Source organism: Williamsia maris (assembly GCF_024171815.1).
In the GTDB taxonomy this organism is placed as follows: Bacteria; Actinomycetota; Actinomycetes; order Mycobacteriales; family Mycobacteriaceae; genus Williamsia_A; species Williamsia_A maris.
Window position 1 is genome coordinate 931,636 of the sequence record NZ_JAMTCJ010000002.1, and the last position, 24,136, is coordinate 955,771.

At 70.3% G+C, this 24,136-nt stretch carries 2 protein-coding genes; one reads left to right on the plus strand and one right to left on the minus strand.

Annotation, left to right across the window (positions count from 1 at the left end; genetic code table 11):
* Positions 1-9: 9 nt before the first annotated feature.
* Positions 10-23,010 carry a non-ribosomal peptide synthetase gene (locus tag LX13_RS11325; RefSeq protein WP_253661415.1) on the plus strand — a complete coding sequence of 7,667 codons (23,001 nt, stop codon included), beginning with the start codon at positions 10-12 and terminating at the stop codon, positions 23,008-23,010.
* Positions 23,011-23,101: 91 nt separating this feature from the next.
* Here LX13_RS11325 and LX13_RS11330 read toward each other — a convergent pair whose 3' ends face one another.
* Entirely contained in the window at positions 23,102-24,091 is a 990-nt protein-coding gene (locus LX13_RS11330) for an ABC transporter substrate-binding protein (protein ID WP_253661416.1), read from the minus strand.
* Between the last annotated feature and the right edge of the window lie 45 nt (positions 24,092-24,136).

Below are 24,136 nucleotides of genomic sequence, written 5' to 3' on the forward strand. Positions count from 1 at the left end.
GTACCGGCCATGATCGCCCCGCAGTTCGCAGCGGGCGGCGACGCCATCGCGCTCGTCCACCGGGGTCGTCGGTGGAGCTACGACGAACTCGGTGCCCGCGTCGCGCAGCTCGCGCACAAGCTGCGCGCGGAGGATCCCGACCCCGAGGACATCATCGCCATCGGGGTCCCGCGCGGGGCGGAGATGGTGGTGGGCGTGCTGGCCGTCATGGCGGCCGGGTGCGCGTTCGTCCCTGTCGACCCGTCGTGGCCCGCGGCCCGAAGAGCGCAGGTCCTCACCGATTCACGGGCGACACGCGTCCTCGTCGAGCCCGGCCGGGGCGGGGCCGATTCGGGCGAGGGGTGGTCGATCCCGACCGTGGAGGTGTCGCTGGCGGACTGGGCCTTCGGCGACGAGCCCGCCGAACTGCCCGACATCGAGATCGAGACCAGCCGGCTGGCCTACGTGATCTTCACGTCCGGCTCGACCGGGACGCCCAAGGGCGCGATGATCCGTCACGAGGCGATCTGTGAGCGCCTGCGGTGGCAGCGCGACGAGATCCTGCACTTCGGGCCCGATGACGCGTCGCTGTTCAAGGCGCCGTTGGCGTTCGACATCGCCATCAACGAGATCCTGCTGCCGCTGGTGACCGGAGGCCGGGTCGTGGTCGCCGAGCCGGACGGCGAGAAGGATCCCGAATACCTCCTCGACCTCATCGAGTCCGAGGGTGTCACCTACGTCTACCTCGTCTCGTCGATGCTCGACGCGCTGCTCCAGCTCGACGCACTCTCGGTGGCCGAACGGGGCCGGGACGCGTCGTCGCTGGCGGGCCTGCGCCACGTGTGGTGTGGCGGTGAGGTCCTCACGCCGGATCTGTTCCGTCGCTTCCGTGATCAGCTCACGACCACGCTCTACCACGGTTACGGTCCCGCCGAGGCGACGATCGGTGTCTCCCATGTGATCTACCGCGACGTCGCCGAGCGCATCGCGACCTCGATCGGGTCGCCCAATCCGCACACCCAGCTCTACGTCCTCGACGAGTCCCTCGCTCCGGTGCCGCCGGGCGTCGGTGGCGAGCTCTACGCGGCCGGGTTCCTGCTCGGTCGCGGATACGTCAACGCACCCGCCCTGACCGGATCGCGGTTCGTGGCCAACCCGTTCGACACCGACGGATCCCGGATGTACCGCACCGGTGACCTCGCCCGGTGGACGCCCGAGGGATCCCTGGAGTTCCTGGGACGCAGCGACAATCAGGTCAAGATCCGCGGACGCCGCATCGAACTCGAGGAGATCGAGGCGGCGCTGGCCGATCACCCGTCGGTGCACGCCGCGGTCGTGACCGTGCGCGAGAAGCCGAGCGCCACACTGGTCGCCTACGTCACGACGGTCGCGGGTGGCGCGGCGTCGGGCACGGGGACCGACGAGCTGTTGGCGTGGGCGGCGCAGACGCTGCCGGAGTACATGGTCCCGTCGGTGATCACCGTGCTCGTCTCGATGCCGGTGACCGCCAACGGCAAGGTCGACCGGGTCGCGCTGGTGCGCCGCACCGCCGAGAACGCCCCCACGCCTGCCGTTCCGGGGGAGTCGGCGCCGCCGGTGACCCCTCGTGAGGTCGCGCTCAGTGCGGTCTTCGCCGACGTCCTCGACCTCGATCCCGGGTGGGGTGACATCGACGCCGACTTCTTCGCCCTCGGCGGCGACAGCATCGTGGCCATCCGGGTCGTCTCCCGGTTGCGGGCGCACGGCTACACCCTGCGACCGCGGGACATGTTCGCCCACCGCACCGTTCGCGCACTCGCGCCGGTCCTCGGTGACGCCGCGTCGCTCACCCCACGCACCGACGTCGAGGCCACCGGGGCCATCGGCGCCACGCCCATCACCGCCTGGCTCGACGAGGTCGGGAACGCGGTGGACGGCTTCTACCAGGGCGTCACGCTGGTCACCCCGGACGACCTCACCGAGTCGGCGCTGGCGGCGGTCCTCGACGCCGTGGTCGCCCGGCACGAGTTGCTGCGAGCCCACACCGACGGCCCGGCAAAGGATCTCGTCGTCGACAGCGGTGACGCACACGCATCGCTGACGGTGGTCGACTCCTCCGTGGAGGGTGATCTCGCTGTCGTCATCGACGCCGCGGTGGGTCGTCTCGACCCGACTGTCGGCCGGATGGTCTCGTTCGTCTGGCTCCGCGACCTGCGCCGACTGCTGGTCATCGCACACCACGTCGTGGTCGACGGCATCTCCCTGCGCATCCTCGCCGAGGACATCGCCGACGCGCATCGACGTCTGGTGACCGACGGCTCTCCCGTCGTGGACGACGTCCCGGTCTCGTTCCGTGGCTGGGCCCACGCCCTGCGCGAGACCACCGGTGACGGCGCCTTCGACCCTGACATCGATTTCTGGACGCAGGTGGCCTCGACGGCCGACGCGCTTCTCGGTGATCGCCCGCTGGACCCGACGGTGGACACCGTCGCCACCGAATCCCGACTGCGGGTGCAGCTGCCGACCGACGTCACCGAACGACTGCTGACCGTCGTCCCGGACTCCATCCACGGTCGGGTCGACGACCCGATGATCGCGGCGCTGGCCATCGCGATCGAGCGGTGGCGCGACGAGCGGGGGATCGCCGGTGCCGGCTCGAACCACGCCGACGCGGTGGTCCTCGAACTCGAGGGGCACGGCCGTGAGGGCGAACTCGTCGGCGACGCCGACGTGTCGAGGACCGTCGGGTGGTTCACCACGCTCTACCCGGCGAAGCTGACGATCGGTCCGGTCACCGACACCGACCTGCGCTCGGCCCGCCTCGGTGAGCTGGTCCGGTCGGTGAAGGATCAGCTCCGCGCCGTCCCGTCGCACGGATTGGGCTACGGCGCACTGCGCCACCTCGCCGGCCGCGACGATCTCGCCGTCGCACCCCAGGTGCTGTTCAACTACCTGGGCCGCTTCGCGGTCACCGACACCGACACCTCGCAGCCGTGGTCCATGGTCGCGCCGGAGATGGGGTCCGCCGAGACCACCGTCCTCGAGGGGCGCGGACCGGACATGCCGCTCCCTCGCCTGGTCGAGGTGAACGCCGAGACCGCCGACACCGCAGCGGGTCCCGAGCTGTCCGCGGTCTTCAGCTGGCCCCGTGGGGCCGTGGGCGCCGAGGACATCTCACGCCTGGCCGACCTCTGGGTCGAGACGCTGACCGCGATCACCGTCAACGACCACATCGCCGGCCACAGCGTCTCGGACTTTCCCCTCGTCGAACTCACCGCCGACGACGTCCGGCAGATCGACTCGTCCACACCGGGACTCACCGCGATCCTGCCTCTGACGTCGGTGCAGCAGGGGATCTGGTTCCACTCCACCTTCTCCGACGCCCACGACCCCTACGTCGTCCAGCAGATCGTCGAGATCGACGGGGACATCGACAGGGCACGCTTCGAGGCGGCGACCGCCGAGATCATCCGGCGCCACCAGGGTCTCGGCGCCGGGTTCACCACCGTCGCCGACGGATCACCGGTCGCCGTACACGGCCGCACCGCTGCGCCGGAGGTCCGCTGGATCGACAGCAGCGCCCATTCCGACAGCGTCGAGGACGACAGCGCCGACGTCGTCGAGTCCGCCGCACGCGCGGATCGCGACCGACGGTTCGACCTGTCCGCCCCGCCGCTCATGCGCTTCACCATGGTGCGGGACACCGCGGGTGCGGGTTACACGATGATCCAGACGGTGCATCACATCATCGCCGACGGGTGGTCGGTGCCGATCGTCCTGGACGACCTGCGCACCGCGTACCGAGGCGCCCGGTTCAGAGCGCCCGCAGCGCGTTTCGACACCTATCTGCGGTGGCTGTCGGACCGGGACGCCCCCGCGGATCGCGCCGCGTGGTCGGACTACCTGCGCGGCGTCCACGGCCCCACCCGCATCGCTGCCGTCGACGGTCCGATCAACCACGGTTCGGCTGCTGCCGAAGGGGACGACCGGTACGGACGTCGTCGTCGCACCGTCGATGTCGGCGCCCGCACCCGCGTCGGCGAGTTCGCGCGGACACAGTCGGTCACCACGAGCACCGTGGTGACGTCGCTGTGGGGAATCCTGCTGAGCCGGCTGACCGGCCGGACCGATGTCGTGTTCGGCACCGCGGTCTCCGGCCGCGGCGGGGACCTCCCGGGCATCGACGACATCGTCGGTCTGCTGATCAACACCGTCCCCACGCGAGTGCGTCACGGCGGGGGATCGGCGGTCGCCGACACCGTCCGGGCGGTCGCCGCCGCGGATCTCGGTGTGATCGACCATCACCACATCCCCCTCTCGGAGATCAACGAGCTGACGGGTTCCGGCGACCCCTTCGACACCCTCGTCGTGATCGAGAACCTCGACCGACCGGCCGCCGACGACGACGGATTGCGCTTCGGGGACGTCCGGGTCATCGAGGCACCGCACTACCCCGTGACTGTGATGATCGCGCTGCACGACGACATCGCGATCACCGTCACCAACGACCGATCGGTGATCAGCGATGAGTTCGCCGACACCCTGATCGACGAATACACCGCACTCCTCACCGATCTCGACGGATCGCCCGCCCGGACGACCGCCTCGCCGCGCCCGCCTGCGCTCGAGACGCGGACGGTGGACCGTCTCCTCGCCGACGCCGCGGAGCACCACGCCGCCGCCACCGCTCTGACGATCGGCACCGCGTCGGTGACCTACGCCGATCTGGCCGCGTCCGCCGCCTCGATCGCGGCCCGCCTGATCGACGTTGGTGCGGGCCGGGGCGACGTCGTCGCTCTGCTCGCGGAACGCTCGGTCGACACCGTCGCCGGTTTGTGGGCGATCATCGCCACGGGCGCGGCGTACCTGCCGATCGACCCGACCTATCCCACCGCCCGGATCGGCCACATGCTCGACGCCGCGGCACCGGTCTGCGTCCTCGCCGACGCCACCGGTCGGTCGATCGTCGAGGCGATGGGCGGTTCGACACCGGTCGTCGAGATCGATTCCGACGCCACCGATGTCGGGGGAACTCTGCCCCGCGTTGCCCTGACCGGCGCCGACGCCGTGTCGGTGATCTTCACGTCGGGATCGACGGGCACCCCACGGGGAGTCGTCGGGACGCACGGGGCCCTGGCCAACCGCCTCGCGTGGGCGGGCCGGGAATGGACCGCCCAGGTGCGGCTCGCCAAGAGCTCGCTGTCCTTCATCGACGGCACCACCGAACTGCTCGGCGCCCTGATCGCCGGAGCAACCGTCGTCCTCGCCGACGACCGGGAGAGTCGCGACGGGTCCTCTCTCGCTCGGCTCATCGACGCCGGCTCGGTCGAGCAGGTGCTCGCGGTCCCCTCACTCGCCCGTGTCCTGGCCGAGGAGTTCGCCGACGAGGTCTCCGGCGTCCGCCGATGGATCCTCAGCGGCGAGGCGCTCGGCGCCGACACCGTCGCCGCGCTGCGCACCGCCACACCCACCGCGACGATCGTCAACTCCTATGGCTCGTCCGAGGTCGCCGGTGACGTCGTCGCCGACCACGCCGTCGATGCCGGCGCGCCCATCTCGCTCGGTCACGCCGTCGCGGGCACCGACGTCGTCGTCCTGAGCCGCGACCTCACGCCCCAGCCGAGCGGTGTGATCGGCGAGATCCACGTCGGCGGCGTCCAGCTCGCCCGCGGGTACCTCGACAACCCGACCGCGACCGCGACTCGTTTCGTCGCCGATCCGCGGTCGGGTGCGGCGGACGGTTCTCGGCTGTACCGGACCGGCGACCTCGGATGGATCGATGCCTCCGGTGCGGTGTTCTACGTCGGCCGCACCGACGACCAGGTCGCGATCAACGGGTTCCGCATCGAACCGCGCGAGGTCGAGACGGCGATCGTCGCCCTCGACGGTGTCGCCGACGCCGCGGTCGTCCCACACGAGTCCGCGGGGATCACCGAACTGCTCGCCGCGGTCGTCGCGTCCGATCCAGACCTCACCCCACAGGCCGTCAACACCCGACTCGCCGACGAGCTGCCGCGCCATCTCGTTCCGTCGTCGGTGGTGTTCGTCGACTCGATCCCGTTGTTGCCCAACGGTAAACGCGACCGGGCGTCGCTGCTGGCCGCACTCGCCGAGTCGAGGATCGACGGCGCACGCGACACCGACTCGGCCCTCGTGGCCCCCACCACCGACACCGAACGGGATGTCGTCGGGGTCATGACCGAAGTTCTCGGAACCGACACGCTCTCGGCCGACGCCGACTTCTTCCGCCAGGGTGGCGACAGCATCGCCGCGATCCGGCTCACCGGCCGCCTCACCCGTCTGGGCCATCACATCACCGGCGAGGACGTCTTCCGCGGACGGACGGCCATCGGCATCGCCGCACGGGTGGGCCGGGCGCATACGGTGCCCCGCGAGCCGGTCGAGCGGTTCGGCACGGTGCGCCTGTCGCGCAGCGTTATCGACGCCGTGATCGCCGAGTCACCGTCGCGGGTCGACGACATCTGGGCGATGACCCCGCTGCAGCAGGGTGTCTATTTCCAGTGCGCCGACCTCGACGGCGACGACGCGAACGCCGCCACCTACATCGCGCAGAACACGTTCACCCTCGACCACCGCATCGACGTCGACGCCATGCGTGTGGCGTTCGTCGCCCTGCTCGACCGCAACCCCCAGCTGCGAGCGGGTTTTCGATCCGTCGTCACCGACACCGACACCGGCGCCGAGTCCGACACATCACTCGTCGCGGTCATCGCCGGGGATCCGCCGACCGACATCACCGTCCACGACCTCGCACGAGACAACCTCGGCGGGGACACCGAACCGGCCGCGCGTCTCGCGGCGATCATCGACGCCGATCGCACCGCGCCGTTCGATCTCGTCGCACCACCACTGATCCGACTGAGCATCGTCGAACTGCCGGACGGCACCGACCGGATGCTGCTGACCTATCACTTCCTCCTGTTCGACGGCTGGTCGCGAGAACTGGTGCTGCGGGATCTGTTCGCGCTCTACGACGCGGCCCGCGCGGGCGCAGACGGATCAGACGAGCCGACGCCATCGGCACCGTTCACCGACTACCTGCGGTGGCTGGCCGAGATAGACCCCGCCACCTCGCGCGCGACGTGGGCGCAGGTCCTGACTGATCTCACCGAGCCGACCCTCGTCGCGGGTACGGCACGGGACAGCGTGGATTCCGCACCGCTGCAGATCTTCTCCGAGATCCCGGCGGAGCTGACCGCCGCGGTGCGCACCACCGCCGACCGGCTCGGCGTCACCGACAACGCCGTGCTGACCACGGCCCTGGCCGTCGTCACCGGTCACCATGCGGGCACCTCGGACGTGGTGCTCGGCACGACGGTCGCGGGACGACCCGGGGAACTGGTCGGCATCGAGGAGACCATCGGTCTGTTCCTGAACACCGTCCCGGCGCGGATCGACCTGACACCCGCGCGGAGCATCGCCGACGTGATCCGCGGTGTCGCCGACCAGCGCGTGGCGACGATGCCGCACGACCACGTGGGTCTGGGCGAGGTGCAGCGGATCGCCGGCCACGCGCCGCTGTTCGACTCGCTGTTCGTGCTGCAGAACTTCCTCGACGACGACACCTTCGCCGATCTCGAACGTGCGCAGGGCATCACCGGCGTCGACTACACCGACACCACTCACTTCCCGCTGACCTGGGTGTTGACGCCCGGCGCGTCGATGGGAGTCAAGCTCGAGTACCGGCCCTCGTCGATCGACACCGACCTCGCGCAGTCCATGCTGACGCGCCTGACGACGGTGTTGTCGCAGATCGTCACCGACACCGACCGTGCCATCGGTGCGCTCACGTTGGTGACCCCCGCGGAGCAGTCGGCCCTCGAGGCCGATCGGCACGCAGGAGACCACGACTTCGAGCCGCTGACCGTCGCCGAGCTCCTCGCCGATCAGTCGGCGCGACGCGGTGACACCGTCGCGCTGGTGTTCGGGCCGGCCGGCGATGAACAACAGCGCGTGACCTATTCCGAGCTCGACGCGCGCATCAACCGGATGGCGCGTCTGCTGCTCGCCCACGGTGCCGGTCCGGAACGGATCGTCGCACTCGACCTGCCGCGATCCGTCGACATGGTGGTCGCACTGTTCGCCGTGCTGCGCAGCGGCGCTGCGTATCTCCCTCTCGAACGCGAGTACCCGACCGAACGGCTCGCCGCGATCGTCGACGACGCCCGACCCACCATCCTGCTCACCGATCTCGGCGGGACCGAACTCACCACCGCGGCGGCCGAACGCGGCTGCGACGTCGTCGCTCTCGCCGATCCCGACGTGATCGCCGGCATGGCCGCCGCGCCGGCCGGTGCTCTGACCGCCGACGAGCTGGGTGCCTTCGCATTCGGCGCCGATCGCCTGCGCCACCCGGCCTACCTGATCTACACCTCGGGATCGACCGGCAAGCCCAAGGGGGTCGTCACCCCCTACGTCGGTCTGACGAACATGTATCACAATCACGCGACCGCGATCTTCGACCCGACCGTCGCGCGTGCCGACCGCGGCACGGATGTGCCTCTCGCCGTTGCCCATACGGTGTCGTTCTCCTTCGACATGTCCTGGGAGGAACTGTTCTGGCTCGTCGCCGGCCACGAGGTGCACATCTGCGACGAGGAACTTCGTCGCGACGCGGTCGGTCTGGTCGAGTACTGCCGTGCGCACACCGTCGACGTCATCAACGTCACACCGACCTACGCGCACCACCTGATCGACGCCGGGCTGCTCGACACCGATCAGCACAACCCGGCCCTGGTCCTGCTCGGCGGCGAGGCCGTCACCGACACGGTCTGGTCCCGTCTGCTCGACGCCCCCGGCGTGGACGGCTACAACCTGTACGGTCCCACCGAGTACACGATCAACACCCTCGGTGCCGGTACCGCCGACAGCGTCACACCCACCGTGGGACAGGCGATCTGGAACACGCGCAGCCACATCCTCGACACCGCCCTGCGCCCGGTCCCCGACGGTGTGGTCGGCGAGTTGTTCATCGCCGGGGTCGGTCTGGCGCGCGGTTACCACCGCCGCCCGGACCTGACGGCGGCCGCGATGGTCGCCGATCCCTTCACCGCGGGCGGACGCATGTACCGCACCGGTGACCTCGTGCGTCGCCGACCCGACGGCAACCTCGACTACCTCGGCCGCAGCGACGACCAGATCAAGATCCGTGGCTACCGCGTGGAACTCGGCGAGATCGAGAGCGTGCTGTCGACGATCGAGGCCGTGGCACGGTGCGCTGTGATCGCCCGATCCGACGCCGCGGTCCCGGGGATGAAGACCCTGGTCGCCTACGTGATCCCGGTCGACGCGGAGCGCGATCCGGCCGAGCTGATCGCCGACGTGCGCGACCGACTGGCCCAGGTCCTGCCCGCCTACATGGTGCCGACGCGTTACGGCGTCGTCGACGACCTCCCGCTCACCGTCAACGGCAAACTCGACGTCGCGTCGCTCCCGGAGCCCGTCGCGGCCACCCGCGCCGACGCCCGTGACCCCCGCTCGGCCAGTGAGCAGATCGTCGCCGAGCTGTGTCAGACCATCCTCGGCATCGACCGCGTCGGCATCGACGACGACTTCTTCGCGCTCGGTGGCGACAGCATCTCGTCGATCTCGCTGTCGAGCCGGGCCGCGGCCAAGGGGCTGCGGATCAGCTCCCGCGACGTCTTCCGTCGGCGCACGGTCCTCGCGATCGCCGCCGCCGCGACGACCGTGTCGGGAGCGGGTGACACCGAGGACGTCGGTGTGGGCACCATCCCCGCGACCCCAATGCTCGCCGAGACCCGCACGGACGGGACATCGCTCGACGCGTTCTACCAGTCGATGGTGCTGCGGACCCCGGTCGGCATGACGCACGATCAGCTCACCGCGGTCCTCGACGCGCTGGTCACCCGACACGACCTGCTGCGTGCCGAGGTGGTCGGGTCAGACGCATGGGAGCTCGTCGTCCCGACCGACGTCACCGTGCGTGACCGCTACCGTCTCGATCTGTCGGACACCGACTTCGGCTCGGGTCGTCTCGACGGGGCCATCGCCGAACGGGCCGCGGCCCTCGACGCACGTGGCGGGGTCATGCTCACCGCGGCGTGGCACCCGGGTACCGACCCGGGCACGAGCGGTCAGCTCCTGCTCGTCATCCACCACCTCGTGGTCGACGGTGTCTCGTGGCGCATCGTGGTCGAGCACCTCGCGCAGGCGTGGGCGCAGGTCCGCGCGGGCAAAGACCCCCGGATCGAGCCCGTGGGGACGTCCTTTCGCCGCTGGGCGGAGCTGCTGACCACGACGATGGCGGGTGGGGCGCAACGCGCCGAGATCGACCACTGGACTGCGACCCTCGAGCCGGTCCCACCCATCGGCGACCGTGTACTCGACCCCGCCGTGGACACCGCGGCCACCACCCGCACCATCACCGTGGACCTGCCCGCCGACGTCACAGCGGTGATCGCGGGACCACTGCCGTCGGCGATCTTCGGCGGCGTGGACGACGTGCTCCTGGCCGGGTTGTCGCTGGCGAGCCGAGCGTGGCGTGCGGACCGCCATCCCGGCGTCGACCCGACCGCGCGACTCCTGGTGAACCTCGAGGGACACGGTCGACGCCCCGAGGTCCTCGGCGCGGTCGGTGATCACGTCGGACTGGCCGAGACCCTCGGCTGGTTCACGGCCATCCATCCCGTCGCGGTCGACGCCGGCGACGTCGAGTGGGACGACGTCCTCGCCGGCGCACCCGTCCTCGACAGCGCGCTCAAGGCGGTCAAGGAACAGGTGCGGTCCACCCCGTCTCAGGGCATCGGTTACGGCATCCTGCGGTACGTCGACGAGGTCGGAGAGCTCGTCGACCTGCCGACCCCGGAGATCCTCTTCAACTACCTGGGTCGCTTCGACACCGCCGACGGGACGACGGACGTGCCCGACTGGGCGTCGGTCCCCGGGATCGGCGAACTGCGCGAGGGCGTCGATCCGACCAACCCCGCCGCGGCACTCGAGATCAACGCCCGGATCGACGCGAACGGCCGTGGCGTGAACGGGGCCGCGCGTTTCGTCGCCGAGATCACCTGGCCCACCGGCATCCTCGACGACGCCGCGGTGACGGACCTGGCGGACCGCTGGATGGCGGCGTTGACCGGACTCAGCCGAGCGCAGGTCGGCGGGCACACACCGTCGGACTTCGGCCAGGTGGAGCTGACCGCCGACGACATCGCCGCCCTTGCCCCGGCCGACCGGCCGGCCGACGACATCCTGCCGCTGCTCCCGCTGCAGAGCGGCATGTACTTCCACTCGTTGCTGCTGGCCGGGGACCGGGCAGCGGGCGCCGACGTGACCGATCCCTATGTGGTGCAACAGGTCGCGGCCATCACCGGCCGGGTCGACGTCGACCGGTTCGCCGCGGCGATCGATGCCGTCGTCGCCCGCCACGCGGCGCTGCGTGCGCGGTTCGCGACCACGTCATCCGGCGCCCTGGTGCAGGTCGTCGAATCCCACTCGAGCATCGAGTCCCACTCGCCCGTGCACGTCGAGCAGGTCGACCTGCGATCGGACGCCGATCCGGCTGCGAGCGCCGACACCTGGGCGGTGCAGGCGCTGGCCCGACCGTTCGATCTCGACGCCGCGCCACCGATCCGTTTCGCGTTGCTGAGCGTGTCCGACACCGAACACCGACTCGTGCAGACGATGCATCACGCGCTCGCCGACGGCTGGTCGTACCCGCTGATGTTCGCGGACCTGTTGTCCGCGTACCGCTCCGGAGCCGCGTCCCTCCCGCCGGTCGCAGTGGATCTCGCCGACCACGTCGCCGCGGTCCATCGCGGCGACATCGACGACGCCCGCGCGGTCTGGACCGAGGCGCTGTCCGGGGTCGACGGCCCGACGTCGATCGCGGAACACCTGCCGCCATCGGCGATGACGACGGTCGCGGCGACCGGACACCGTGACGTCTCGACCACCCTGTCCGAGGACGCCACGGGAGCACTGATCGCGGCCGCCCGCACCCGAGGGGTCACCGTCGGCGCCGTCGTCCACGCCGCGTGGGCACTGGTCCTGGGACGCATGACCGGCACCGACTCCGTCGTATTCGGCTCGACCGTGTCGGGTCGCGCGGGCACCGATCCCGACGTCACCGGTGTCGTCGGACTGCTCATCAACACCAACCCGCTCGCGGTGTCGTGGCAGGGCCACGACTCGCTGGCCGACGTGGTCGCCGGGGTGGCGGCCTTCCAGCTCGACGTCATGGACGCCCAGCAGGTGGGGCTCACCGAGATCGCCCGCTTCACCGGGCATCCGACACTGTTCGACACGATGGTCGTCGTCGAGAACTTCCCCGATGTCCCGGACGTGCCAGGGGCAGACCCTGACGCCCTGCGCGTCACCGGCTTCACCGGCACCGACACCCCGCACTACCCGGTGTCGCTGGTGGCGTTCCCCGGCGACGAGCTGACGCTGGAGATCAAGTACGACAGCGCCCTGGTCCCCGAGCACTACGCCACCGGTCTCACCCGCGCCGTGGCCACGGTGATCGACCAGTGGACCGCCGACCCCGAACGTCGGGTCGCCGCAACCGCTCTCGACAGCACGCAGACAGCCGCGACCTCGCAGGGAACGGGTCGCTCCGAGACCACCCTCCTCGATCTCGTCGCCGCGTCCCACGCCCGCGATCTCGACGCTGCCGCCGTCACGTTCGACGGCGCCTCGGTGACCCGTCGCGAACTCGACGAGCGGTCGAATGCACTGGCTCGCATCCTGATCGACGCGGGGGCCGGACCCGAGACGCGCGTCGGTGTCGCACTGCCCCGCGGAATCGACCTCGTCGTCGCCGTCCTCGCCGCGGTCAAGTCCGGTGCGGCCTACGTCCCCCTTGACACCGATTCGCCATCGGAACGACTGCGGTACATCACCGGCGACGCCGGCCTGGCCGTCCTCATCACGTCGCAGACCCTCGCCGAACCGGTGCCCGTCTCCGACGTCACGACCACGATCCTGCTCGACGGCGCGAGCGATCGAGCCCGTATCGACAGCGCAGCAACCGATCCGATGACTGACGCCGACCGCGTCGCCCCGCTGCGGCCCGCGCACCCGGCGTACCTGATCTACACCTCGGGATCGACCGGTGCACCCAAGGCCGTCGAGATGCCGCACGCGTCGGTCGTCGACCTCTTCGCCGCGGCGAGGGTACGGATGTCGCTCGACGACCAGGTGTGGACCATGTTCCACTCCATCGCCTTCGACTTCTCGGTGTGGGAACTGTGGGGTGCTCTGTGCCACGGCGGACGTCTGGTGATCGTCGACGGTGAGACCTGCCGCGATCCCGAGCGTTTCGTCGACCTGCTCACCCGCGAGCGCGTCACGCTCCTCAGTCAGACCCCGTCGGCGTACTACCCCCTGGTCGATCAGCCCGGGTTCGCCGACCTGTCGGTGGAGACCGTCGTCTTCGGCGGCGAGGCACTCGATCTCGACCGGGTGCCCGCCCGGGAGAACACCCGTCTGATCAACATGTACGGGATCACCGAGACCTGCGTGCACGTGACCGATCACGACCTCGCAGTCGACTCCGGCGCCGGCCGGGCGAGCGTCATCGGCACGCCGCTTCCCGGCCTCGACGTGCACCTCCTCGACCACCACCTACAGCCCGTCCCCGCCGGCCTGATCGGTGAGATCTACGTGTCCGGAACCCAACTCGCACGCGGTTACGCAGGTCGGGCGGCGCTGACGTCGACCCGATTCGTCGCGCACGAGTCGGGCACCCGCATGTACCGCAGCGGCGACCTCGCCTACCGCGACACCGCAGGTGACCTCGTCTACCTCGGCCGCGCCGACCAGCAGGTCGCGCTGCGTGGCTACCGCATCGAGCTCGGCGAGGTCGAACACGCGTTGCGGCAGATCGACGGCATCGTCGACGCCGCGGCCGCGGTGGGCGACGACCGCACCGGCCGCAGCATGTTGACCGCGGTCGTCGTCGGGCAGGACCCGAACGGGCCGGTCCCGCACATCGACGACCTCAGAGCAGAACTGACGCAGCATCTCCCGGGCTACATGATCCCGGCGCGGGTGGCGTCGGTGGCGGCCCTCCCGCTCACCGTCAACGGCAAGATCGATCGGACGGCCGTGGTCGGTGCGGCGTTGGTCGAGCCGACCGCACCGGCGGAGTCCGCGGTGGCAGCCCCGACCTCGGCTGCGGCCGCACCGACCGACGCCGACGGACTCGCCGCGGTGGTCGCCGACCTGCTGGGACTCGACCACGTCGGTCCCGACGACGACTTCTTCAGCCTCGGCGGCGACAGCATCGTCGCCATCTCGCTCGTCAACCGGGCGAAGGCGTTGGGCGTCACGCTCTCGCCGCGCGACGTCTTCACCCACCGCACGGCACGCGCCCTCGTCGAGGCCGGGGGAGTGGAGCCCGCGACGGTGAGCGTGAGCGTGGATCCCGACCGCCACGATCCCGACCGTGACGGCGATGTCCTGCTGACCCCGATCGTGCACCGACTCAACGAACTCGGCGGGACCATCAGCCGACTCAACCAGGCCGAGGTGCTCTACACCCCGGCCGGCGCGAACGAGTCGCAGATCCGCGCCCTGCTCGACGCACTGGTCCGGCGACATGACGCGCTGCGCCTGCGGTTGATCCGCATCAGCCCGCTGTTGTGGTCGACCGAGGTCGACGCACCCACCGCGTCGGCGGCGCCGATCCTGCGCATGGTCGACGGCACCGCCTCCGGTCTCGACTCCGCCGACGGCACCGCCCTGACCGCGGCGATCGCCGAGTACTCCGACGAGCTCACGGGTCTGCTCGACCCGGACGCCGGTCAGATGGTCGCGGCGGCCTGGATCGACGCCGGCCCGGATACGCGTGGCCGGCTGATCCTGGTGATCCATCACCTGGCCGTCGACGGCGTGTCCTGGCGGATCCTGCTCGACGATCTCGCCGCCGCATGGACCGACGTCGCCCAGGGGCGGACCCCGGAACTGCCTGCCGCGACGACGTCGCTGCGCAGCCACGCCACCGCGCTCACACAGCGTGCCGCCCATCCGGACCTGCTGGGCGAGTTCGAGTTCTGGCGGGCGCAGATCGAGCCGGGCGCCGACCTCCTGCTCGACGTCTCGGCCGGTCCCGTGCCCGTCGGGCTGACCGTCGGCCAGACCGTGCAACGCACGATCACCGTCGACACCGCACTCACCGAGCGGCTGCTGACCTCGATCCCGGTGGCCTACGAGGCCGACATCACCGAGACGCTCGTGGCGAGCTTGGCGCTGGCCGCCGCACGCGTCCGCGGCGGCGAGGGTGAACTGCTCATCGACCTCGAACGACACGGTCGTGACCTGGACCTCGACGAGATGGACCTGACCCGGACGGTGGGATGGTTCACCACCATCGCCCCGGTCCGACTCCCGGCCGTGACCGCATCCGGTGACGTGGCCGCCTCGGTGGGCGCGGTTCGCGATGCGATGCGCGGTGTCCCGGACGGCGGTGTCGGTGCCCGGGGCATCGGCTTCGGGCTGTTGCGCTACGCCAACCCGCGGACCGCGGGTCTGCTCGCCCGCGGTGCGGCACCGCAGGTGCTGTTCAACTATCTGGGTCGGAGTTCCGAGGGGCGCGAACGTGATTGGCTGCCGGCCGCCGAGTCCTCGGCGCTACGGACTGCGCCGGACCCCGATCTCGGCACCCCGTACCTCCTCGAGATCAACGCCGTCTGTATCGACGGGCCGGACGGACCCGAACTGCGGATCCACCTCACCCATCCACGGGACGGGATCGCGGGCTTCGACGTCGACCGACTGGGCGACGACTGGCTCGCCGCCCTGGCCGATCTGGACTCCGCGGCCGCGTCGGCGTCGACCTTCACTCTGCGTTCACTTCCCGAGGACGATCGCACCGCGCTGACCGATCGCCACGGAACCGCCCTGAGCGACGTCTGGCCGCTGTCGCCGCTGCAGGAGGGCCTGTACTTCCAGGCCACCAGCTCCGACGTCGACGTCTACGTCGCCTGCAATGCCTTCGACCTGGACAACCGCCTCGACGCGGACGCGCTGCGCGACGCGATGGGCGAGGTGATGGCGACCCATCGCGCCATGCGATCGGGGTTCGTCACCACGGCGAGCGGGCGACTCGTGACGGTGATCGTCGACGACCTCGAGGTGCCGCTCACCGAGATCGACCTGACCGACGTCGCCGCGCGCGACCTCGCCGAGCGCCTGGACGAGATAGCCGACGCCGATCGGGCGATCCCGTTCGACCTGTCCGCGCCGCCGCTGCTACGGCTCACCCTGGTGCATCTGCCCGAGGGACGAGACCGGTTGATGTTCACCTACCACCTGCTGCTGTGGGACGGCTGGTCCCGCGAATTGGTGCTCACCGACTTCTTCGCGGCCTACGACCGGCGCGTCGGACGGACCCCATCGGTGATCGACGCACGACCGGAGGATGTGCGTGCTGATTTCACCGACTACCTGCGCTGGGTGGACGAGCAGGACACCGACGCCTCGGCGCAGGCGTGGAGGGACCACTTCGCCGGACTCGAGGAGACCTCGATCCTGTACCCGGCCGCGGTCGGCACCGACCCGGTGCTGGCCCGGCGGGTCGACGTGGAGTTCTCCGAGGCCGAGACCGAACAGCTCGGAACTGCGGCCCGCCGGGCAGGGGTGACGACCCACGCACTCATCAGCACCGCATTGGCACTGCTGCTCTCGCGCCGTCTCGGGCGCGCCGACGTCGTGTTCGGGACCACCGTCGCCGGTCGTCCCACCGATCTCGACGGCATCGACTGGGTCGTGGGCGTCTTCCTCAACACCGTCCCGGTGCGGGTGACGATGGCGCCGTCCGATCGGGCCGCCGACGTCATGCGGCGCGTTCAGGACGACCGCATCGCGATGATGGACCACGAGTACCTGGGGCTGGGGGATGTCCAGCGGCAGGCCGCCCAGGGTCAGGGACGCAGCGATGGCGGCGCCCTGTTCGACAGTCTCTACGTGCTGCAGAACTTCCTCGGCGACGACACGTTCACCGAACTCGAACGGGCGCAGGGGATCACCGCGGTCGACGCCGTCGACGCCACCCACTATCCACTCACCTGGGTGGCCATGCCCGGCCGCCGACTCTGGCTGAAACTCGAGTATCGGCCCGACGTCGTCGACGCCGACGAGGCACACGGTCTGCTCGACGAACTGCGCACGATCCTGCTCGCCGCGTCGCACGACGTCGACCGCGGTGTCGCCGCCCTCACCGGACCGATCGACGGGGCAGGCGTCGAGATCGCCGGTCGTACAGTCGACATCGACGATGTGACCATCGCCGAGATGCTCGCCGAACAGGCCCGTCGGACCCCCGATGCGCCGGCACTCACCCAGGGTGGCGAGCACGTCGACTACCGCCGACTCGTCGAACGGGTCAACCGCACCGCCCGGCTGTTGCTCGACCACGGCGCGGGTCCGGAACAGATCATCGGCCTCGCGTTGCCGCGGTCGGTGGACATGGTGGTCGGGCTGTTCGCGGTGCTGTCGGTGGGCGCGGCCTATCTGCCGCTCGACCTGTCGGCGCCCGACGAGCGCATCGCCGATCTCGTCGACGACGCCGCACCGCTGCTGGTCCTCGTCACCGAGGACACCCGGTCCCGGATCGACGGTGCCGCAAACGTTGTCATCTCCGACGCCGCCCGACACGCCGGTGACCCGCTCGATGCCGCGGAGCTCGGCGCGTTCGCCTCAGCCTCCTCCGGTCACAGCGGGGACCTGCGTCTCGACCACCCGGCCTACGTCATCTACACCTCCGGGTCGACCGGGAAGCCCAAGGGCGTGGTCACCGGGTACCGCGGTCTGACCAACATGCAGATCAACCACCGGACCGAGATCTTCGCACCGGTGATCGCCGCGGCCGGTGGCGCCACACTCACCATCGCCCACACGGTCTCGTTCGCGTTCGACATGAGTTGGGAAGAACTCCTCTGGCTCGTCGAGGGCCACCACGTGCACATCTGCGACGAGGACCTGCGTCGCGACTCGGCCGCACTGGTCGCCTACTGCCGTGACCACAGCGTCGACGTCATCAACGTGACCCCCACCTACGCCACGCAACTCCTCGAGCAGGGACTGCTCGCGCAGTCGTCTGACGGCGGTGCGGGCTGCCCGAAACTCGTACTCCTCGGTGGCGAGGCGGTGTCGGATCAGCTGTGGACGGCGCTGCGCGACACCCCGGATCTGTTGGGCTACAACCTCTACGGACCCACCGAGTACACCATCAACACCCTCGGCGTCGGGACCGACGACTCGGATCGGTCGGCAGTGGGCACGCCGATCACCAACACCACCTGCTCCATCCTGGACGGATGGATGCGGCCGGTCCCGGACGGCGTCAGCGGCGAGTTGTACATCCGCGGAGCCGGTCTCGCCCGCTGCTACCTGAACCGACCGGGACTGACCGCGGCCGCGTTCGTCGCCGACATCGCGGGCACCGGCGAGCGGATGTACCGCACCGGCGACCTCGTCCGCCGACGCCCGGACGGTCTCATCGACTACCTGGGTCGCACGGATGACCAGGTGAAGATCCGCGGCCATCGCGTCGAACCCGGCGAGGTGACCGCGGTGATGCTGACGCTGCCCGGCGTGACCGGTGGATCGGTGATCGCCGCAGCCGACGACTCGGGGACGAAGCGATTGGTCGCCTACGTGATCCTCGACGATGGACGCCGGGACGGTGCGCACCAGGAAGAGGACTTCCTCGGCTCCGTGCGTACCGGGCTGGCGTCGAGCCTCCCCGGGTACCTCGTGCCGACCGCGTACGCGATCGTCGACGCGCTGCCGTTGACCATCAACGGCAAGCTCGACGTCGCGGCACTCCCGGAGCCGAAGGTAATCTCCACCCGCTCGCGCCCGGCCGCCGACGACACCGAGCGCGCGCTGTGCGAGCTGTTCGCGGTGGCGGTCGACGTCCCGGACGTGGGCGTGCAGGACGACTTCTTCGCCCTCGGCGGTCATTCGCTGCTGGCCACCCGTCTGCTCGGCATGATCAACGACCGCTTCGGTTCGTCGCTGCGGGTGCGCGACCTGTTCGACGCCCCGTCGCCCGAGGCGGTGGCCCGCCGGATCGCCGCGGCCGACTCGGAGGGTGCGGGTGCCGGGCAGCCGCTCGTGCCGCGCTCGGGCGTCGGACCGGCACCGCTCGCGCCACCGCAGCAACAGCTGTTCGTGATGTCGCGGATCGACCCGACGTCGACCTCGTACCTCTACCCCCTCGCGGTCCGGGTGCACGGGCACCTCGACGCCGACGCCCTGCGCGCCGCGCTGCTCGCGGTCATCGCTCGGCACGAACCGCTGCGCACCCGATTCGTCGAACGTGACGGACACGTCGTCGCCGAGGTGCTCGACGCGTCCGCCGTCGACGCGGAGCTCGTGTCCCGGATCGAGCGGGTCGACGAGTCGGCGCTCGACACCGTCGTCGCGTCGGAGCTCAGCCGCCCCATCGACCCCGCGGCCGACCTGCCGATCCGATCGACACTGATCGAGGTCGGGAACGACTCGGTGCTGCTGCTGTGCCTGCACCACCTGGCGGCCGACGAGTGGTCCGACGCGGTCCTGCTCGGCGATCTCGACCGCGCCTACCGCGCGGCGGCCGCCGGCTCGGACCCGGCTGCGGCCCTGGACGCGGTCGAGGTCACCTACGGCGACTACGCGCAGTGGGCCCGCGACCGGCTGGGTGACCCGGCCGAGGACTCGAGTGCGTACTCCACGCAGATCGGATACTGGCGAACACAACTCGCCGATCTCCCGCCGGAGGTCACCGTCAGCCCCGACCTCGTGTCCACCCGACCCGGCCGAGCCGACGAGGTGTCCGCACACGTCGACACCGCCGTCGCCGAGCGACTCCGGTCGGTGGCCGGGGACGCGGGAGCGACCGTGTTCATGGCGGTGCACGCCGCGCTCGCGGTCACGCTGCGCAGGTTCGGTGTCGGCGACGACGTCGTCATCGGCAGCCCGCAGTCCGGACGCACCGAGGCCGCCCTCGCCGACCTCGTCGGGTTCTTCGCCAACACCGTCGTCCTCCGGACGGACCTGACCGGCCGGCCCACGTTCGACGAGCTGTTGACCCGTGTGCGCACAGTCGATCTCGCCGCCCTCGACCATGCCGACGTGCCGTTCGCGGACGTGGTCGGTGCGCTCAACCCGGTCCGGTCCCCGGGCCGCAACCCGTTGTTCGCGGTGATGCTCGGGTACTTCCGCAGGCAGTCCGGCGGAGACGCGGCTGCGATGTTCGGTCTAGGCACGGCCGACGTCGACGTCACCCCCGCCGAGGCCAAGGTCGACCTCAACCTGACCTGCATCGACCACGGTCCCGGCGCCCCGATCGAGCTGGTGCTCGAGTACGACTCGTCGCGCTACCTCGAGGCGACTATGCGCGATCTGACCGACTGCCTGGCACGGGTGATCGACACCGCCGCAACCACTCCGCACACCGGTGTCGCCGACCTCGGCGTGGTGGCGACCACGGGTGCGCCGGACGAATCCGTCTCGACGCCCACCCGTTGGTACGCCGAACTCGACGATTACGCAGCCCGCAGCCCGCGCACACCGGCGGTCGTCGCCGGGGGAGAGGACGTGTCCTACCGGGCGCTCACCGAGCGCAGCCAGGTCATCGCGGCCCGACTGGCGCACGCAGGAGTCGGGGCCGAGTCGGTCGTCGCGCTCGCCATCGACCGCACCGCGGACCTCGTGGCCGCGATGGCCGCCGTGCACCGACTGCACGCGGCATACCTGCCGCTCGACCTGACGTTGCCCACCGATCGGCTGGCCTACATCGTCGACGACGCCGCACCGGTGCTCGTACTGACCGACGGGCACGCCGACCTGAGTTGGTCATCGGTCCCGGTGCGAGCGGTCGACGACACCGGGTGGGCATCCGACGGTGACGACTCGTCCGCGGTGCCCGGCTCACCACCGACGCCCGACCTGGCCGCGTATCTGATCTACACCTCGGGGTCGACGGGAAAGCCGAAGGGCGTCACCATCACCCACCGGGCACTGGACACCTTCCGGTCCGGGCTGGACCGGGCCCTCCCGATCGATGCGGACGACGTCGTCCTCGCCGTCACCACGGTGTCGTTCGACATCGCGGTGCTCGAGCTGATTGTCCCGCTGACCACCGGTGCCACCGTCGTGCTGGCGGGAGCGTCGGAGGCCGCCGATCCGCGTCGCCTCGGCGAGTTGATCGCGGCGAACGTCGTGACCGTTGCACAGGCCACCCCGTCGCTGTGGGCGATGGTGACCCGACACCGCGACGTCGACGGCCGATCGATCGACCTCTCCGGGATCCGCGTCGCCGTCGGCGGTGAGGCGTTGCCGTCGGACCTGGCAGGCGAATTGGTGCAGCGGGCCGCGCAGGTGACCAACATGTACGGGCCCACCGAGGTCACGGTCTGGGCCACCTCGGCGCAGATCGACGCGGACTCGGCCGCCCGACCGCCGATCGGCTCGCCGTGGGACACCGTGGACGGGTACGTGCTCGACGCCGACCTGCACCCCGTGCCCGCGGGCGTCGTCGGCGAGCTCTACCTCGGCGGGGCGCAGGTCGCCCGCGGCTACCACGACCGCTTCGGTCTGACCTCGGAACGCTTTGTGGCCGATCCCTTCTCCGCCGACGGCACCCGGATGTACCGCACCGGTGACGTGGTCCGCGTGCGACGTGACGGCACCCTCGAGTACCGGGGCCGATCGGATCACCAGGTCAAGATCCGCGGTCACCGGATCGAGCCCGACGAGGTCGCCGCGGCGTTGCGGCGGATCGACGGCGTGACCGACGCCGTCGTCGTCGCCGATGACCACGCCACGGTCGGATTGCGCCTCATCGGTCATGTCGTCGGCACCGACCTCGACGGGAGCGCGCTGCGCACCCGGTTGGGGTCGTCGCTCCCCGGGCACATGGTGCCCGCGCGCATCGAGATCCTCGACGCGTTGCCGCTGACGCCCAACGGCAAGGTCGACCGGAATGCGTTGCCGGCGCCGACCGACGCCGGATCTGACGGCGCGGCATCCGACGGTGCCGCGGCAGCCGACCTGACGGCCACCGAACGGGCGGTCGCCGACCTGTTCGGCGACATCCTCGACGTCCAGGCCACTGACGCGCACGCCGACTTCTTCGCACTCGGCGGGCATTCGCTGCTGCTGGTGCGGCTCGCCGAATCGCTGGCCGAGCGGTTCGATCTGCGCATCGAGGTCCGAGAACTGTTCGGCCTCAGCACCGTCGGGGCGCTGGCCGCCCGGATCGACGATCCCGCGACCCGGTCCACCGGTGACGCCCTCGACCCGGTCGTCCGGTGGGGAGCCGACACAGGGTTCGCCACCACAGGGCCCACCGAGGCGACACCGGTGATCTGCCTGCCCCCGGCGAGCGGGATGTGTTGGGAATTCGCGGGACTGGCGCGGGCCCTCGGACCCCGCGTCCCGGTCATCGGACTGCAGTCGCGGTCGCTGACCGATCCGTCGGTGCTCGGTCGCCCGTTCGACGACGTGGTGATCGATTACTGCGACCGCATCGACGAGCTCGGTGTCGGCCCACGAATCGCCCTGGTGGGCTGGTCGTTCGGCGGCATCGTCGCCGTCGCGATCGTCGGTGAGCTCCGCCGCCGCGGCTACACCGTCGAGCCACTCATCGTGCTCGACGCGTACCGACCCGACGGCGCGCCTCCGGCCGATCGTCACCTCGTGACGCTGCTGCAGGAACTCGGGATCGACGTGCCCGCGGACGAGTCGGTCACGATGGACACCGCGGTTCGGCTGGTGGCCGACGACGACGACTTCCTCGCCGCACTCGGCGACGATGCCGTTCGGTCGGTGATCGACACCTATCTCGACAGCGACCGGATCATCGCCGAAGCGGCACAGGCCGACTCGGGATCCACTCTCGACGCCGAGCCCGTGATGTTCCTGCAGTCGACGGTGCTCGAGGCCGGATTCGACGGCAACTCCGCCGCCGGGTGGCGGACGGCGCTGCCCGTGCTCGAGGTCGTCGACGTCGACGTCCCGCACTCGCAGATGCTCACCGGACCCGCCGTCGAGATCATCGTCGGCCTGCTCAGACGCTGACGACACCAGCACCGGGAACACGAAGAGCGCCGGCCCGAGGAATCGGAACCGGCGCTCTTCCTGTGTGTGCGTTCTGGTGGTGGTTACCGGGTCATGCGGTCGCGAGATCGGCGACCGGCTTGCCGGTGAGCGCGTTGCTCAGCTGCGGGACGACGACGTTGATCGCGTAAAGCAGCGCGTTGGGTCCGCTGTAGGACAGCGCACCCGCCAGCGGCGAGTCGAAGGTCGTGTACAGCGTCTTGTCGTCGCGGACCACGTCGAGCCGCGTGAACGCAGGCGAGGCGGCCATCTGCGACTTGGTCGCACCCTCGACGAACAGCACGTCGCGGTCGAGCAGCGAGAGCTTCTCCTCCGAGACATCGCCGACGGTGTCCTGCGCGTTGAAGCCGAGGCCGTCGAACAGCGCGCGACGGGGATCGTTCTTGCCGATCAGGTAGTGCCCACCGTTCTCCGGGCCGTAGTCGACGACGAGCGTCTTGCCCGCGAACTCCGGGTGCGCGGCCTTGGCCTCGTCGATCTTCGCCTTCACCTGATCGACCAGGGCCTGCGCCTGCTGCTCCTTGCCGAGCGCCTTGCCGGTGGTGAGAAGCTGCACGTCCCAGGGGGTCTCCTCGTCCTTGTACTGGCTGGACTGGATGACCGTCGGTGCGATCTTCGACAGCTGGTCGTAGGTCTTCTGGTCGATGGTCTCGTAGATCGCGAAGATGACGTCGGGCTTGGCCTTCGCGATCTCCTCGAGGTTGATCGAGTCGCCGGCCATCGACGGGACGCCCTTGCCGCCGGTCGCCGCCTTGACCCACGGCAGATCGTTGTACGAATCGAAGAAGGCGCGAGTCTGGACCGGCACGACGCCGAGGGCGAGCGTGAAGTCCTGGTCGTTGTAGCCGACCGTCACGACGCGCTTGGGGTCCTTGGGCACCTGTGTGGTGCCGAACTTGCCTTCGACGGCGATCGTCGACCCCGCCGCCGCGGTGTCGTCGTCGGAGCTGCCGCAGGCAGCGAGGAGGCCCACGCCCAGCACGACGGCTGCGACGAGAGACAGGGCGCGGCGACCGCGCACAGAGAACATGTTCATCGACATTGCGTTAGGGTAGCATTACCTCGCCTAGGTCCGGCTACCTGTCCG

What these genes read in the sequence shown, in the direction of transcription:
- LX13_RS11325 (WP_253661415.1), top strand. Translation starts at nt 10, where the DNA reads ATGATCGCCCCGCAGTTCGCAGCGGGCGGCGACGCCATCGCGCTCGTC.
- LX13_RS11330 (WP_253661416.1), bottom strand. Translation starts at nt 24,091, where the DNA reads ATGTCGATGAACATGTTCTCTGTGCGCGGTCGCCGCGCCCTGTCTCTC.